Source organism: Hymenobacter jeollabukensis, from assembly GCF_005771675.1.
GTDB lineage: Bacteria > Bacteroidota > Bacteroidia > Cytophagales > Hymenobacteraceae > Solirubrum > Solirubrum jeollabukense.
In genome coordinates this window covers 609,512-623,484 of sequence record NZ_VAJM01000002.1, presented here as the reverse complement: position 1 = coordinate 623,484, position 13,973 = coordinate 609,512, and the positions used below count along the sequence as shown (strand labels likewise).

Annotated in this window: 14 protein-coding genes; 7 read left to right on the top strand and 7 right to left on the bottom strand. The window is 59.6% G+C overall.

Features of this window, described 5'->3' with window-relative positions; genetic code table 11:
- Nucleotides 1–33 precede the first annotated feature (33 nt).
- From FDY95_RS06705 to FDY95_RS06675, 7 genes are all read left to right on the top strand, one after another.
- Complete coding sequence (locus tag FDY95_RS06705; protein WP_246073947.1) at nucleotides 34–633, top strand: ExbD/TolR family protein; 600 nt, start codon at nucleotides 34–36, stop codon at nucleotides 631–633.
- Between the two features lie 6 nt (nucleotides 634–639).
- Entirely contained in the window at nucleotides 640–1,158 is a 519-nt protein-coding gene (locus FDY95_RS06700; protein WP_138075970.1) for an ExbD/TolR family protein, read from the top strand.
- Complete coding sequence (locus FDY95_RS26905) at nucleotides 1,155–1,982, top strand: energy transducer TonB (protein ID WP_262710167.1); 828 nt, start codon at nucleotides 1,155–1,157, stop codon at nucleotides 1,980–1,982. The genes FDY95_RS06700 and FDY95_RS26905 overlap by 4 nt, the downstream gene beginning before the upstream one ends.
- A gap of 234 nt (nucleotides 1,983–2,216) precedes the next feature.
- Complete coding sequence (locus tag FDY95_RS06690; RefSeq protein WP_171025560.1) at nucleotides 2,217–3,050, top strand: energy transducer TonB; 834 nt, start codon at nucleotides 2,217–2,219, stop codon at nucleotides 3,048–3,050.
- A 180-nt stretch (nucleotides 3,051–3,230) separates the two neighbouring features.
- Nucleotides 3,231–3,482: a DUF308 domain-containing protein gene (locus tag FDY95_RS06685; protein WP_138075968.1), complete on the top strand. Its 252-nt coding sequence runs from the start codon at nucleotides 3,231–3,233 to the stop codon at nucleotides 3,480–3,482.
- On the top strand, nucleotides 3,469–4,449 hold the full coding sequence (locus FDY95_RS06680; RefSeq protein ID WP_138075967.1) for a PstS family phosphate ABC transporter substrate-binding protein: 981 nt from the start codon (nucleotides 3,469–3,471) through the stop codon (nucleotides 4,447–4,449). The genes FDY95_RS06685 and FDY95_RS06680 overlap by 14 nt, the downstream gene beginning before the upstream one ends.
- A 57-nt stretch (nucleotides 4,450–4,506) precedes the next feature.
- Entirely contained in the window at nucleotides 4,507–6,126 is a 1,620-nt protein-coding gene (locus tag FDY95_RS06675) for a tetratricopeptide repeat protein (RefSeq protein ID WP_138075966.1), read from the top strand.
- Nucleotides 6,127–6,199: 73 nt separating this feature from the next.
- On the opposite strand, the gene FDY95_RS06670 is transcribed toward FDY95_RS06675, so the two are convergent.
- From FDY95_RS06670 to FDY95_RS06640, 7 genes are all read right to left on the bottom strand, one after another.
- Nucleotides 6,200–7,261, bottom strand: coding sequence for an RluA family pseudouridine synthase (locus tag FDY95_RS06670; protein ID WP_138075965.1), 1,062 nt, complete (start codon nucleotides 7,259–7,261; stop codon nucleotides 6,200–6,202).
- 80 nt (nucleotides 7,262–7,341) lie between these two features.
- Nucleotides 7,342–8,016, bottom strand: a complete 675-nt coding sequence (locus FDY95_RS06665) for an OmpH family outer membrane protein (protein ID WP_138075964.1) — start codon at nucleotides 8,014–8,016, stop codon at nucleotides 7,342–7,344.
- A 38-nt stretch (nucleotides 8,017–8,054) separates the two neighbouring features.
- Nucleotides 8,055–8,732: an OmpH family outer membrane protein gene (locus tag FDY95_RS06660; RefSeq protein WP_138075963.1), complete on the bottom strand. Its 678-nt coding sequence runs from the start codon at nucleotides 8,730–8,732 to the stop codon at nucleotides 8,055–8,057.
- Nucleotides 8,733–8,768: 36 nt separating this feature from the next.
- Nucleotides 8,769–11,375 (bottom strand): outer membrane protein assembly factor BamA, encoded by a 2,607-nt coding sequence (gene bamA / locus FDY95_RS06655; protein ID WP_171025559.1) that lies wholly within the window; start codon nucleotides 11,373–11,375, stop codon nucleotides 8,769–8,771.
- An 11-nt stretch (nucleotides 11,376–11,386) separates the two neighbouring features.
- Nucleotides 11,387–12,133, bottom strand: a complete 747-nt coding sequence (locus tag FDY95_RS06650; RefSeq protein WP_138075962.1) for an isoprenyl transferase — start codon at nucleotides 12,131–12,133, stop codon at nucleotides 11,387–11,389.
- Between the two features lie 67 nt (nucleotides 12,134–12,200).
- Nucleotides 12,201–12,947: a type IX secretion system protein PorG gene (gene porG, locus FDY95_RS06645; RefSeq protein WP_138075961.1), complete on the bottom strand. Its 747-nt coding sequence runs from the start codon at nucleotides 12,945–12,947 to the stop codon at nucleotides 12,201–12,203.
- Nucleotides 12,948–12,983: 36 nt separating this feature from the next.
- On the bottom strand, nucleotides 12,984–13,904 hold the full coding sequence (locus FDY95_RS06640) for a DUF6089 family protein (protein WP_246073946.1): 921 nt from the start codon (nucleotides 13,902–13,904) through the stop codon (nucleotides 12,984–12,986).
- Nucleotides 13,905–13,973: the final 69 nt, after the last annotated feature.

The following is a 13,973-nucleotide window of genomic DNA, read 5'->3' as shown; positions in this document are numbered from 1 at the left end:
TAGCCAGAAATGCCGAAAGTAAAACCTCACCGAGTGTCACCATCGTTGGACATGACCCCGATGGTAGACTTGGCCTTCTTGCTGGTGACCTTCTTCATGCTCACCGCTACGCCCACGGAAGACACGGCCGTGGTGGTGGACACTCCGTCCTCGATTTCGGAAAAGTCGCTGCCCGACAAGGGCGTACTGACCATTACCATCGATAAGGACAAGCGCGTATTCTTCAGCTCGGACTCGCAGCCGGTAAAGCTGAAGGCGCTTGAAACCGTCGGGGCTAAATATGGCCAGAGCTTCTCCGACAAAGAGAAGAAGCAGTTTTCGCTGCTGCCCGATTTCGGTCTTGAAGCCCAGCAGATCAAGGGCTTCGTGAACCTGCCGGCCGAGCAGCGCAAAGCCTTCAAACAGCCGGGCATCCCGACCGATTCGCTGAACAATCAGCTGGCCGAGTGGGTAATGGCGGCGCGGAGCGCCAACATCAGCGTGCTGAACACCGCCCCCTACATTGCCATCAAAGGCGACGGGCTGGCCGATGTTCCGACGGTGAAGAAAGTCATCAAGATTCTGCAGGAGAAGAACCTCAACCGTTTCTATCTCGTCACCGATCTGGAAACCAAGCCGGTTGCCAGCAACTAAGTAGCCATGGCCGAAATACAACAGAAAGACTCCGGCGGAGGCAAAGGTGGTAAGAAGCGGGCCAAGAAAATGTCGACCAAAATCGACATGACCCCGATGGTGGACTTGGCCTTCCTCCTGCTCACCTTCTTCATGCTGACCACGACGTTTGCAAAGCCCAAGGTGATGCAGATTTCGATGCCGGTGAAGCCGAAGCCGGAAGACGAACAACAAGAACTGAAAGCCTCAGACGCTTTCACGGTGCTGCTGGGCGAAAACAACAAGCTCTACTACTACGAGGGCTTGGTGAGCGAAAAACCGCAGCTGCAGCTGAGCTCTTACTCAGCTGATGGTATCCGACAGGTTCTGGTGAACCGCCGCGCCCGGCGCCCCTCGACGGTGGTGCTGATCAAGGCCGCCGACAAAGCCAACTACAAGAACATGGTGGATATCCTGGACGAGATGACCATTACCGGGCAGCAGAAATATGCGCTGGTGGACATCACCAAGGACGATGAGAACCTTATAACCACCTCTGGCCTATGATGGACAATGCTCAATTGGCCCGGGCGTCCTTCAACGATATCATCTTTGAAGGCCGTAACAAAGCCTACGGTGCTTATGTACTGCGCAAGCTGTACGGCAAGCACGTCACGCGCGCTTTTCTGGTTGCCATCATCTTCTTCACGCTGCTGATCTTCGGGCCGGTTATCGCCAGCATGCTCACGCCGAAGAAGGACACGACCAAAGACAAAATCGAGGTCGACGTGACGCTGGAGGCGCCGCCCCTGGAAAACCAGCCCCCGCCCCCACCGCCGCCCCCCACGGCTCCCCCGCCCCCTCCTCCCAAGCTTTCGACGGTGCGCTTTACCCCGCCCGTGGTGAAAAAGGACGAAGAGGTTCGCAAAGTCGAAGAGATTCCCGATCAGAAGGAGCTCGAAGACAAGGTAGTAGCTACCAAAACGGTTGAAGGCAACACCAACAACTTGGCAGCAGTCGACCTGAGCGGCCTCGACGAAGGCAAAGGCGAAGCGGTAGCGGCCGTCGTAGAACAAAAGGTCTACACGTACGTGGAGCAGATGCCGACCCCTCCCGGTGGCATGGAAGGCCTGATGCAATACCTCGGTAAAAACATCAAGTATCCGGCCCTGGCCCTGCGCAACCAGGTGGAAGGCAAAGTATTCGTGAACTTCGTGGTGGGCCCGGATGGGCAAATCTCGAACGTAACGGTAACCAAAGGCATCGGTGCCGGCTGCGACGAAGAAGCAGTACGCGTTATCAGCAAGATGCCGGCCTGGGCGCCTGGTAAGCAGAACGGTCGCGCCGTGAGCGTGTCGTACACCGTCCCGGTGACGTTCACCATCAAGTAAGCGACTGGCCTGACGACCACGTCAGCCAACTTAAAAACCCCGAATCAGGCTCCGGCATGGTTCGGGGTTTTGCTTTTTCCGGCTATCTGGAATTTTTCTGGTTAGCCGATATACCAACCGCCTTATCTGCGCCGTTTTCTGGCTGAAGGTCAGGCCGGAGGAGTAATTAGAGCGGGGTTGAGGTCAGACTGGATGCGCAGCAGTTCTATCATTCACCTCACTTCATTCACCGCCATGACTCCCCTACAACTTCGGCCCAGCACGCTGGACGAAATCGTCTTCGAGGGCCGCAACAAGGCCTACGGTGCCTTTGACCTGCGCCAGACCTATCCCACGCACGTGCGCCGGGCCGTTGGGCTGGCGCTGCTGCTGTTTGTATTGCTGGCCGCTGCGCCTGGAATTGTACGCTTGCTCACTCCCAAAGCCACCTACAAGCCACCGGTAGTGAGTGAAGTAATATTGACCAATCCCACCACCGTATTCAAGCCTATCGACGAGCCGAAGCCCATCGAGCCACCAGTGCGTGCCGCTGGTGCTAAAGTGCCCACGGTGGCAACACCGACCCAGGTAGTACCAGACGACAAGGCTAAGCCCCGGGATGAATCCGTTACTCCGCCGGCTGATGCCCTGCCGGGCGCCGTTAATGCCGTTGGGCCCGCCGAAATACCCAAGGATGGCGCTATCGGCCTCGGAGAAGGTGACGGCAAAAAGCCGTTGGACCTGACTGCTCCAGCCGGTACGGGCACCACGGGCGTATTCCTGACGGCCGAGTTCATGCCCAAGTTCGCGGGTGGTGATGCGGCCATGCTGGACTTTCTGCGACGCAACATGCGCTACCCGGCTATGGCCCTGCGCGAACAGGTAGAAGGCAAAGTATTCGTGTCCTTCACCGTCAGCACGAGCGGTGAAATCGTGGATGTGCAGGTGCTCAAAGGGTTGGGCTACGGCACTGATGAAGAGGCGCTGCGGGTGGTGCGCAAGATGCCGGCCTGGGAGCCCGGCACCCAAAACGGGCACGCGGTAGCAGTGCGCTACACGCTGCCCATCACCTTCCGGATCGGCAATTAGGCGAATCGGCTTTAGTTGCACTCTACACACTAGAAAGCCCGTTTGAGCGTTGCGCTCAAACGGGCTTTTAGCTTTATTCCTTACCCGAAAACATTGCGGCACCGTAATACAGCGAACAAACCTTCTACTTTTACGCGTTAGGACGTAGCAGCCCGTGCGGCTGCCTCAACATTGACAGCCATGCTGAACACCAACGCTGACGAGCGTATCAACAGCCGCCGGGGCCAACATTCGACTTCGCGCTACTTCACCATGCTGATGGCCGTGGTGTACGTGGGGCTGGGCGCCTTTCTGATTGCCGCGCCGCCCGGCATATTTCACCTCACGCTGACCACCCGCCGCGTGGTGGGCGGCCTCTTCATCCTGTACGGATTAATTAGATTTGTCCGCGCGTTCCGCCAGCATTTCCGCAAACGACATGACGCTTTCTAAAGCCACTCCGCGTGCCCTGGGGGCCGCTCTGGCCCTGAGCATAGCCCTCTTGGCTGGCTGCAACGGCAACAACTCCACGACGCCCGACGCGGACAGTGATACGCCGACCAGCGGCACCATCAAGGTCAGCATCGACAACACGTTCGAGCCCATTCTGAAGTCGCATATCGACACGTTTCAGAAGCTCTACCAGTACGCGCACGTGCAGGCGGCATACAAGCCCGAGCGCGAAGCCATGCGCGACCTGCTCGACGACAAGGTACGCGCCGTTATCGTGGCCCGCGGGCTGAAGCCGGAGGAGCAAGCGGAATTTGACCGGCAAACCATCGTGCCCCACCTGACGCACGTAGCTACCGACGGCGTGGCCATCATCCTGCACCCCTCGAACCCCGACTCTCTGCTGACATTGGCGCAGCTGAAGGCCATTTTCACCGGGCAGGTGGCGCAGTGGAAGCAGGTCAGCGGCAAAGCCTCGTCGCTGGGCAAAATCAGCCCGGTATTTGACCAGAACAACTCCAGCACCACCCGCTACGTGCAGGACTCCGTTACGCGCGGGGCGGCCCTGGCCAAGGAGGTGTTTGCCAGCGAATCGAACCCAAAGCTGATTGATTACGTTGCAACGCATCCGAACGCAATCGGCGTAATCGGCGTTAATTGGATCAGCGACCAGGACGATGCCAAGGTGCAGAGCTTTCTGCGCAAGATTCAGGTAGCGGCCATTGGCAAGAGCAAAGTCGCGGCGCCTAGTAAGCCCGACGACTACGTGAAGCCCTACCAGGCGTATCTGGCGACGCAGGAGTACCCATTGCGCCGCAAGCTCTACGTCATCAGCCGCGAGGCGCGTACCGGACTTGGCACCGGGTTTGCATCCTTCGTAGCGGGCAATCAGGGTCAGCTGATTTTCCTGAAATCCGGACTGATGCCGGCCGTTGGGCAGGTTCGTCTGGTGCAGGCCAACAAGGAGTAAGTCTTTGCTCACCTGCCTCAACCAGTCTCTCACCATTTCCTCATTTACCCTTTTCTCATGACCAATAAGCCCTGGAAGCTCTCGCTCCTCGCTGCTTTTTCGCTCGCCGGCCCGGCCGTGTTTGCTCAGAACATGCCGGCCGCTCGTCAGTCCATCGAGCTGGAACGCTACAGCGAAGCCAAGCGTCAGCTGTTGCCCAACCAGTCGAACCCGGAAGCGGCGTACGAATTGGGTCGTTTGTACCTGAAGCAAGAAAAGGCTGACTCGGCCGCTTACTTCTTCAACATGGCTTCGCGTGATACCAAGTTCCCGCTCGCCATGGTTTCCTCGGGCCGTGCGCTGTTAGCGCAGGGTAAGAAGATGGAAGCTGACGCGCAGTTTGACGCGGCCATCAAAGCCACCAAGAGCAAGGATGCCAACATCTACGCGGCGGTAGGCCAAGCTTACGCCGAAACGGATGTAAAGGATAACCAGAAGGGCATCGACGCCATCAATCAGGCTATCAAGCTGAATAAGAAGGATGATGCAGCCTGGCTGGTGAACCTCGGCGACATCTACGCCAAGCGCGACAATGGCGGTGGTGACGCCATGAACGCCTACGACCGCGCCCTGCGCGCCGATGGCGGCTACGTGCGGGCCTACTACCGCAAGGGTGAGCTGAGCTTCCGTTCGCGCAACGGCGGCGAGGCACTGACTAACTTCAACAAAGTGACCAGCATCAACTCGAACTACGCCCCGGTGTACCGCGAGCTGGCCAACATGTATTACTACGCCGACAAGCCCGATCTGGCCGTAGAGAACATGAAGAAGTACACGGACATGGCGGAGAATACGACGGCCACGCAGGCCACGTACGCTGCCTTCCTGTACACGAGCAAGAAGTATCCGGAAGCCATTACCCAGATTCAGGAAGTGTTGGCCAAAGACCCCAACAACGTGACCATGAATCGTCTGCTGGCTTACTCGCTGTACGAGAGCAACCAGAACGACCAGGCCTTGGCTGCCGTGGAGAAATACAATACGCTGGTGCCCGCCGACAAGCGCATCACCGATGACTACGTATACCAGGGCAAGATTCTGGTGAAAGCGGGCCGTTCGGACGAGGGTATTGCCCTGATCGAAAAGGCCATTGCCGCCAACCCGGACAAGGCTGCTGACCTACAGAATGAACTGGTGCAGGCGTATATCCTGAAGAAGGATTACCCCAAAGCCGAACGCGTACTGCGTCAGAAGATGTCGAAAGGCACTCCGGCCCTGACCGACCAAGTGCGTCTGGCCAATGTGTACACCATCGATAAGAAGTACGCCCAGGCCGACAGCCTCCTGAACATTGTTATTACGGCTCGTCCGACTTACACCGCCGGCTACCTGATGCGCGCCCAGGCCAACTCCAACCTGGACCCGGAACTGAAACAGGCCTTGGCTAAGCCGCACTACGAGAAGTACATCGAAGTAGCCAAAGCTGATCCGGCCAAAAACCAAGCTGGCCTGGCCGAAGCCTACCGTTATCTGGGTGCTTACTACTACAACGCTGGCAACAAAGCTCAGGCATTGAGCAGCTACCAGCAGGCCGTAGCAGTGAAGCCCGACGACGCGCAGGCTGCCGATGCTATCAAGCAACTCAGCGCCCCCACCAAGGCCCCGGCTAAAGCGCCCGTTAAGAGCACGAAGAAGTAAGGGCCTTCCATGTTATAGAAAAGCCCGCTGCATTGCTGCAGCGGGCTTTTTTGTGCGTTTTAGCGAAGGGTTATTAGTCGGCCTGCGTGGCGTACCGCTCCCAGCGGGCCAAGCCAGCCCGAAAATCCTCGGGCAACTCCACTTCCAACTGCAGTTGCGCGCCCGTCGTCGGGTGCACGAAGCCCAGCGACTTGGCGTGCAGGGCTTGGCGGTTGAGCACTTCGAAGGTGTTTTCGACGAAGCTCTTGTAGGAGCCGGTGCGTTGGCCGTAGAGGACTTTATCGCCGCCGTAGGCCGCATCGGCGAAGAGCGGGTGGCCGATATGCTTCATGTGCGCCCGGATCTGGTGGGTACGGCCGGTTTCGAGGTTGCACTGCACCAGCGCCACCGGACCGAAGCTCTGCAGAACTTTGTAATGCGTGACGGCGTGCTTGCCCTCGGCGCTGCCTTCGGGAAATACGGTCATCAGCTTACGGTCCTTGGGGTGGCGCCCAATGTTGCCGCGAATGGTGCCGCTGGCCTCTTTGGGCGTGCCCCACACCAGCGCCAGGTACGTCCGCTCGATGGTGTGGTAGAAGAACTGGTTGGAGAGGTGCGTCATGGCCCACTCCGTCTTGCCCACCACCAGCAGTCCGGAAGTGTCCTTGTCGATGCGGTGTACCAGGCCGGGGCGAATGTCGCCGTTGCGGCCGGTAGGCAGGTTGTGCAGGTGCCAGGCCAGGCCGTTGACCAGGGTGCCCGTCCAGTTGCCGTAGGCGGGGTGCACCACCATGCCGGCGGGCTTGTTCACCACCAGCAACTGGTCGTCCTCGTAGCGGATGTCCAGGGCCATTTGCTCGGGTACCACCTTGTCCTCGCGCGGGGGCTCGGGCAGCACCACGGTCACCACGTCGCCGGCCTTCACTTTGTAGCTGGATTTGGCGGGCTTGCCGTTCACCTGCACCGCCTCGGCCTCGATGCCGGCCTGCACCTTGGTACGCGACACGTTGGGCAGGCGGTTGAGCAGGAATTTATCCAGCCGCATGGGCTCCTGCCGGGCGTCGGCCTGAATGCGGTGGTGCTCAAACAGCTCGTCTTCCTCGGCGAGGCCGGACGCGCCGTCGGGCAGCAAATCGGGGTCTAGGTCGTGTAGCATGGCTGGGGCACCGGGGCTCAAACATACGAAAGCCGGGACCTGCCAGCAGGCCCCGGCTTTCGGGTTATCGGCGCGAAGGACTACTTCTTCTTCACTTTGGTTTTGCTCGCACCGCCGGCCGGCGTGGTAGCCGGGGTCGTGGCGGGAGCGGCTTTCGGCGTAGCCGACGGGGCCGGGGCGGCGTTCTGGCCGGGCGTTACGCCCATTTCCTTTAGCACGATGTCGGAGATGTCACCGTCTTTCGGGCCGTGCAGCAGGATAGGCGTCGTGCCGAAGCCGGCGTCCGAGTTGAACACGTAGGTGTAGCCGTTCTTCTCCGACACCACGTCGATGGTCTTCTGCAGCTTGTCGTACACCGGCTTCAGCAGGGTCTGCTGGCGCTGCTGCACCGACTGCTCGGCGCTCTGCTGGAATTCCTGGATGGATTGCTGCATGGTTTGCAGTTCCTTCTCTTTGTCGGCGCGAATAGCGTCGGGGGTCGTCTGGGGCAAGGCCTGGTAAGCGTCCACCTTCTTGCGGTAGTCGGCTACTTTGGCGTCCAGCTGGTTTTTGAGCTGGGTGCTGTAGTCTTTCAGCTGCGACTCAATCTGTTTGCTCTCGGGCATCTGGCTAATCACGTAGTCCACGTTGGTGTAGCCGATTTTGAGCGGGCCAGCGTTGGTGGCCGGAGCAGTTTGGGCCAGGGCGGCGGGGGCGGCGGTCAGCGTCAGGGCCGCGGCGGCCAGCACGAGGCGAAACTTGCGGGTCAGGGTCATTGAGCGAGAGGGGTCAGGGGGTTGATGCACAAAGGTAGTTAGTTCCGCGTACCGGGCTTGGTCGTCACGCGGCCTTTGGTAGCCGGCGCGGCCTTGGTGGGGGCGGGCATGTCGTCGCCAAACTCCGAGTCAGCGGGCGTCTGGGGCGGGGCAACTGTCTTCACGGCGCCTTTCGGGCCGGGTTGGTTGCGGTCTTCGGAAGCTAAATCTAATTCTTCCAAGACAAATTCCGTGTAGTCATGCGCCGGGTTAGTATAGAGCATGGTCAGGTCGCCGGCTTTGTCGAATACGATGGCCAGTTGCTTCTTCTTAGCCACTTTCTCCACGGCTTCAAACACCTTGTCCTGAATGGGTTTGGTCAGCTCCTGGCGCTTCTTGAACAGCAGGCCTTCGTAGCCGAACACCTTGTTCTGGTAGGCCTTGGCGTCCTGCTCTTTTTTCAGAATCTCGTCCTGGCGCTTCTTCTTCATCGTTTCGGTCAGCAGCACTTCCTCCGCCTGATAGGTGCGGTGCAGCCGGTCGAGGTCCTTTTTCTGGGCCTCCACTTCCTTCTGCCAGTTCTGCGACGCAGTGTTCAACTCCTGTTGTGCCTGGGCGTAAGCCGGCATCTTGGTCATGATGAACTCCGTGTCGACGTAGCCGAACTTCTGGGCCCGGGCCAGGCCAGGCAGCAGCGCCAGCCACAGCAGGGGAAGCGCAAACAATAGTCGTTTCATATGCTACTGAACGCCGGCCACCGGCTGTTTGGTGCCTTAGCGGATCTGCTGACCGATGATGAAGTGAAACTTGCTGTGGTCCTGCCGCTGCGAGTTGCCCAGCGGTACGGGCACGTTGTCGAAGCCGTAGCCGTAGTCGAAGCCGAGCAGGCCGAACGCCGACATGAAGATACGCGCCCCGACGCCCGCCGAGCGGTAGACTTTGAAGGGGTTGTACTGGTTATAGGTGTCGAAGGCATTGCCGGCTTCAGCAAAGCTCAGCACGTACACCGTAGCCGCCGGGTTCAGCGACACCGGGTAGCGCAGCTCCATCACGTACTTGTTGTACACGATGCCGCCGCTTTCCTGCTGCCGGGCCGTCGGAATGGCAAACGCGTCCTGCGGGTCGTCGTAGCCGCGCAGACCGATGTATTCGGTGCCCACGATGAAGTTCGAGGCGCCACCGAAGCCCAGACCCGAACCGCCGAGCTTGAAGCGCTCAAATGGCCCGTACGCCCGGCTCTTGTTGTAGCGACCGATAAAGCCGAAGTGCGCCCGCGTGTTCAGCACCAGCTTGTTGCCCATCGGCGTGAACCACGAGGCGTCGAACATCCACTTGTGGAATTCAACCCACTCGTTCACGTTCGGGTGCGCCCCCTTAAACACTGAGTAAGGCGGCGTCAGGTTCAGCGACAAGGTCAGGGCCGAGCCGCGACGGGTAAACGTCGGGTTGTCGGTGCTGTTGCGCGCCAGCGTGGTGTTGAAGGTGATGTTGTTGGCCTGCCCCGTGTTGAAGCCCCCTATGTACGGGTAGTCCTTCAGGTCGTAGCGGCTCACCGAAAGGCTGTTGCTTAGGGTGAAGTAGTCATCGGGCCAGCGCAAACGACGGCCCAGGCCCACCGAGGCGCTGTTTACTTTGATGTAGCTACCCGAGCGCAACGACGCCGCATCCAGCGTGCCGCTCGACGAGTAGCGCTGAATGCTGCGGTTCAACGTCACCGTCAGCGAGTTGGGCTTGCGCCCGCCCAGCCAGGGCTCCGTAAACGACAGCGAGTACGACTGGTACTGCAGCCCGTTGGCCTGCACGTTCAGCGCCAGGCGCTGCCCGTCGCCGCCCGGCACTGGCTTCCAGTTCCGGAAGTCACCGGCTTTGCGCAGCGAGAAGTTGTTGAACACCAGGCCTACCGTGCCGATGAAGCCGGCGTAGCCGCCCCAGCCGCCCGACAGGGTAATCTGGTCCGAGGGCTTCTCCGACACCGTGTAGTTGATGTCCACCGTGCCATCGGCCGGGTTGGGCACCGGGTTCAGGCCCACTTTCTCCGGGTCGAAGTAGCCCAGCGAGGAAATTTCGCGCTGGGAGCGGATCAGCAGCTCGCGGTTGAACTTGTCGCCCGGCAGGGTGCGCAGCTCGCGCCGCACCACGTGGTCCGAGGTTTTGGTGTTCCCCGCGATGTTGACCTCCTTGATGCGCGCCTGCACCCCTTCGGTGATGCGCATCTCGATGTCGATGGAGTCGCCCTCCACGCGGGTTTCCACCGGCTCGATCTGAAAGAACAGGTAGCCGTCGTTCATGTAGAGCGACGTCACGTCCTGGCCCGTGGGGTTGTAGTTCAGGCGCTTATCCAGCGACTCTTTGCTGTACACGTCGCCCTTCTTGATGCCGAGCACCGAGGCCAGCGTCCGGTCGTCGTAGAGGTAGTTGCCGGCCCAGCGTACGTTGCGGAAGTAGTACTTCGGCCCTTCGTCCACGTAGATGCGCAGCGCCAGCTTGTCGGCTTCGCGCTCCGTGCGCTTATGGATGCCAAACTTACCGTTCTCCTTGCCGATCCAGCGGTAAGTATGCTCGCCTTGCACGGTAATCAGCGAGTCGCTGGTAATGATAGCGTCGCGGTACCCCTGGGCGTTGTAGTAGTCGATGACCTTCTGCTTGTCGGCCTCGAACTCGGCTTTGTTGTACTTGCCGGAGTTAAGAAACTTGTAGGACTTCTTCTCCTTGGTTTTCTTCATCTGCCCCTTCAGCTTGCCATCTTTAATGGCTTCGTTGCCGATGAAGTCGATGCTGGCGATGCGCACCTTTTCGCCCTTCTTCACGTCGATGACTAGTTCCACGCTGTTGGGCAGCGTGGAGTCAGGCTCCTGCGTGATGTTGATTTTGGCGTTCATGAACCCTTTATCGGTGTAGTACTTGCGTACTGCCTGCCGGGTGTTGTTCAGAAGCGCATCGGTCACCACCTTGCCGCGCACAATTTTGATCTTGTTGCGCAGCTCGTCCGCTTGGCTCTTGCCAATGCTGGTGAAGTAAATTTTGGAGAGGCGGGGCCGCTCCTTGAGCTGGAAATCCAGGAACACGCGGTTGCCCTCGATGCGGTCCACGACCACATTCACGTCGCCCAGAATGCCCTGGTCCCAGAGCCGGCGAATGGCGCGGCCAATTTCCTCCCCCGGCAACGACACCGGGTCGCCCACTTTCAGACCGGTCAGCCCGATCATGGTGTTGGGGTCGAGGTAACGAATGCCGCTAATGGTGATACCACCGATTTCGTAACGCGGCTCCTGGCCAGGGGCGGCAGCCGGCGTGGTTTGGGCGCGGAGCGAACCGGCCGTCAGCCCCAGCAGCAGCCCCGTCAGCATGGTGCCGCGGAGCCGTGGGAAGAAAGAACTCATCGAAAAAAAACTTACGAAACGGTCAGTTGCTCACTGGTTTTGCCGAAACGCCGTTCCCGGCGCTGGTAGGCCAGTACAGCTTCGTAGAAATGCTCCCGCCGGAAGTCCGGCCACAGCAACTCGGTGATATATAGTTCGGTGTAAGCCAGCTGCCACAGCAGAAAGTTGCTGATGCGCTGCTCGCCGCTGGTCCGGATCAGCAGTTCCGGATCGGGCATGCCCGCCGTTGCCAGATACCGCGCCAGCAGATCCTCCCCCACTTCCGCGGGTTGCACCTTGCCGGCCACCACATCCTCGGCCAGGCGGCGTGCCGCCTGGGCCAAATCCCACCGTCCGCTGTAGCTCAGCGCCAGCACCAGCGTGGTGCCGCTACCAGCGGCCGTCAGCTCCATGGCCTCCGCCAGCTCGCGCTGGCAGGCGTCCGGCAGCTGGCTGGTATCGCCGATGGCCTGCAGGCGGATGTTGTTCTTGAGCAGCGTCGGCGTTTCCTGCCGGATGGTGTGCACCAGCAGTTGCATCAGCGCCATCACCTCGTGCTTCGGCCGGCCCCAGTTTTCGGTGGAGAAGGCGTAGAGCGTGAGGTATTGCATCCCCAACTCAGCAGCGGCTTCCACCGTGTCCCGAACGGCCGTAATGGCGCTTTGATGCCCGAAGATGCGCAGTCCTCCCCGTTTCTTGGCCCAACGTCCGTTACCGTCCATGATGACGGCCACGTGGGCAGGAATGCGGGCAGAGTCAATGGCGGAGCGGGCAGACATGCGAACTATTTGCGTAAAAGAGGCCGCAAGTTACGCAAATGGTTGCACACGCCCGGGACTGAGTGCGTTAGCGCAGCAGTTTTGGGTCCGCTTTGTACGGGTCCGGACAGTTGATTTTGTAGAACGTATACGACACGCTAATCCCGGTGTAGTAGTACCAATCCTGGTCGTAGCGGTTGGCAAAAGCCGGGCTCTGCTCCTTCACGTGGTCTATCAGGTCGGTAATGGCCTTGCGGGCGCCGGTTTCTAGCCCGAGGTTCCAGTGCCGCGACAGGGCCAGCTTTGCCCCAATGCCGGCCGGTATGGCAATGCCCAGGGTATTTTCGGATTGCTCGAAGCCCGACTGCGCCCCGGTGGTGCGGGTAAAGGCCATAAAGCCCGCGGCCCCTACAAACACATAGGGTGTGAAATGCAGCTTGTCGCGCCGGTTGTGGTAATCGAAAAAGTTGTATTCGAGCGTTCCGGCCAGATCCAGCAGAGAGCCTTTCATACTGGCTTGTCTAAGGCCTGCTAGCGGCAGTTGGTTGCCGTTTTCCCCCTTCACGTCGCTGTCGTTGGCGCGCAATAGCCCATAAGTAACGGTGCCGCGCAGCGTGACCGGGGCCGAAATATCCTTGCGGTAAAAGGCCGATACCGCAGGCCGGTTATTCAGCAGGCGGTATTCGGGGGCCAGGTCGCCTTTAAAATTCAGCCCGCCGAGGCCAAGGCCTATTTCGCTGGTGTTTTGCGCGGCGGCAGTAGTGGGGGCAAAAAAAACGCTCCCAGCCGGCACGAGGCCAACTAGGAGCGTTTTGAAGAGAAGTTGCTTGGTCATCAGGTGAAGGCTGCGTTGGCAGCAGCCAACGTCTGATTAACGGAATTTGGGGCTCTTGATGCGCGGAGCGAGGATGTAGTTCAGCGTAAGACCCGTAACGATGTACCAGTCTTTTTCATTGCTCTTGCCGCGCATGCTGCCGGGAGCATTAAAGTTAGCAAACTCGCCGCGGTCAGCGGGGTTCTTCACGTTGCCACCACCAAAGTACTGCGCAGCACCGGACTCCAACGCTCTGTAGCCGTAGTAGTTGCCGCTTACATCATCCAGATAGTCGGTGAAGGTTTTGCGCCAGCCGATTTCCAGACCCAGGTCGAAGCTTTTGTTCAGCTTGTAACGCACACCGCCGCCAAAGGGAATCGAAAACTGCCACAGCGTGTAGGCGCCGTCGCCGTTAAGGCGCTGGCCTTCGGTACCGAGGGGCTGCAGTGCAACCCAATCCCCGTCGTTCAGGCCAAAGCCGGAACCGGTAACACCGTTAGCACCAACGAGGCCTTTCGGGTTATGGTGGTATACAGCTACACCAGCGAATACGTACGGAACGAAGTCAGGGCGCTTCAGATAGTTGTTACGGTTTTCGATCAGGTCGAAGATACCAACCGCCGAGAATTCCACGATGTCGTTGCGGAAGCTCATGTTGCGGTTGTAGCGGTACTTGGCGTCCGGATCGGTATCGTCAGCGGCTTTGAAGTCGTCGCCGGTGATGCGGCCATACGACAACGCAGCGCGGGCCGAAATCCGCGGGGCGAAGCGGCGGGTGAAGCTCAGGCCGATGTTCGGACGCGTAGCGGCGAAACGCAGGCTGGTGATGCTGGGCTTGGGCACAACGTCGCCAAAGTAGTTCATGGCGTTCAGGGACAGCCCGACGGAGTTGTACTGCTTCCGCTTGCTGAACTGCTGGGCACTCGCCTGGTTGGTAACTAGCACCAGCGCCAGCACCAGCGTCAGGGTGAGGGTCAAGAGTTTCTTCATACTGTGAGCGATGTTATGATATCAAAGTTCAGGAAAGCGGGGTTTGCGCCTGGACGC

Coding starts and splice junctions, on each gene's coding strand:
- FDY95_RS06700 (WP_138075970.1), top strand. CDS start 640: ATGGCCGAAATACAACAGAAAGACTCCGGCGGAGGCAAAGGTGGTAAG.
- FDY95_RS26905 (WP_262710167.1), top strand. CDS start 1,155: ATGATGGACAATGCTCAATTGGCCCGGGCGTCCTTCAACGATATCATC.
- FDY95_RS06690 (WP_171025560.1), top strand. CDS start 2,217: ATGACTCCCCTACAACTTCGGCCCAGCACGCTGGACGAAATCGTCTTC.
- FDY95_RS06685 (WP_138075968.1), top strand. CDS start 3,231: ATGCTGAACACCAACGCTGACGAGCGTATCAACAGCCGCCGGGGCCAA.
- FDY95_RS06680 (WP_138075967.1), top strand. CDS start 3,469: ATGACGCTTTCTAAAGCCACTCCGCGTGCCCTGGGGGCCGCTCTGGCC.
- FDY95_RS06675 (WP_138075966.1), top strand. CDS start 4,507: ATGACCAATAAGCCCTGGAAGCTCTCGCTCCTCGCTGCTTTTTCGCTC.
- FDY95_RS06670 (WP_138075965.1), bottom strand. CDS start 7,261: ATGCTACACGACCTAGACCCCGATTTGCTGCCCGACGGCGCGTCCGGC.
- FDY95_RS06665 (WP_138075964.1), bottom strand. CDS start 8,016: ATGACCCTGACCCGCAAGTTTCGCCTCGTGCTGGCCGCCGCGGCCCTG.
- FDY95_RS06660 (WP_138075963.1), bottom strand. CDS start 8,732: ATGAAACGACTATTGTTTGCGCTTCCCCTGCTGTGGCTGGCGCTGCTG.
- bamA (WP_171025559.1), bottom strand. CDS start 11,375: ATGAGTTCTTTCTTCCCACGGCTCCGCGGCACCATGCTGACGGGGCTG.
- FDY95_RS06650 (WP_138075962.1), bottom strand. CDS start 12,133: ATGTCTGCCCGCTCCGCCATTGACTCTGCCCGCATTCCTGCCCACGTG.
- porG (WP_138075961.1), bottom strand. CDS start 12,947: ATGACCAAGCAACTTCTCTTCAAAACGCTCCTAGTTGGCCTCGTGCCG.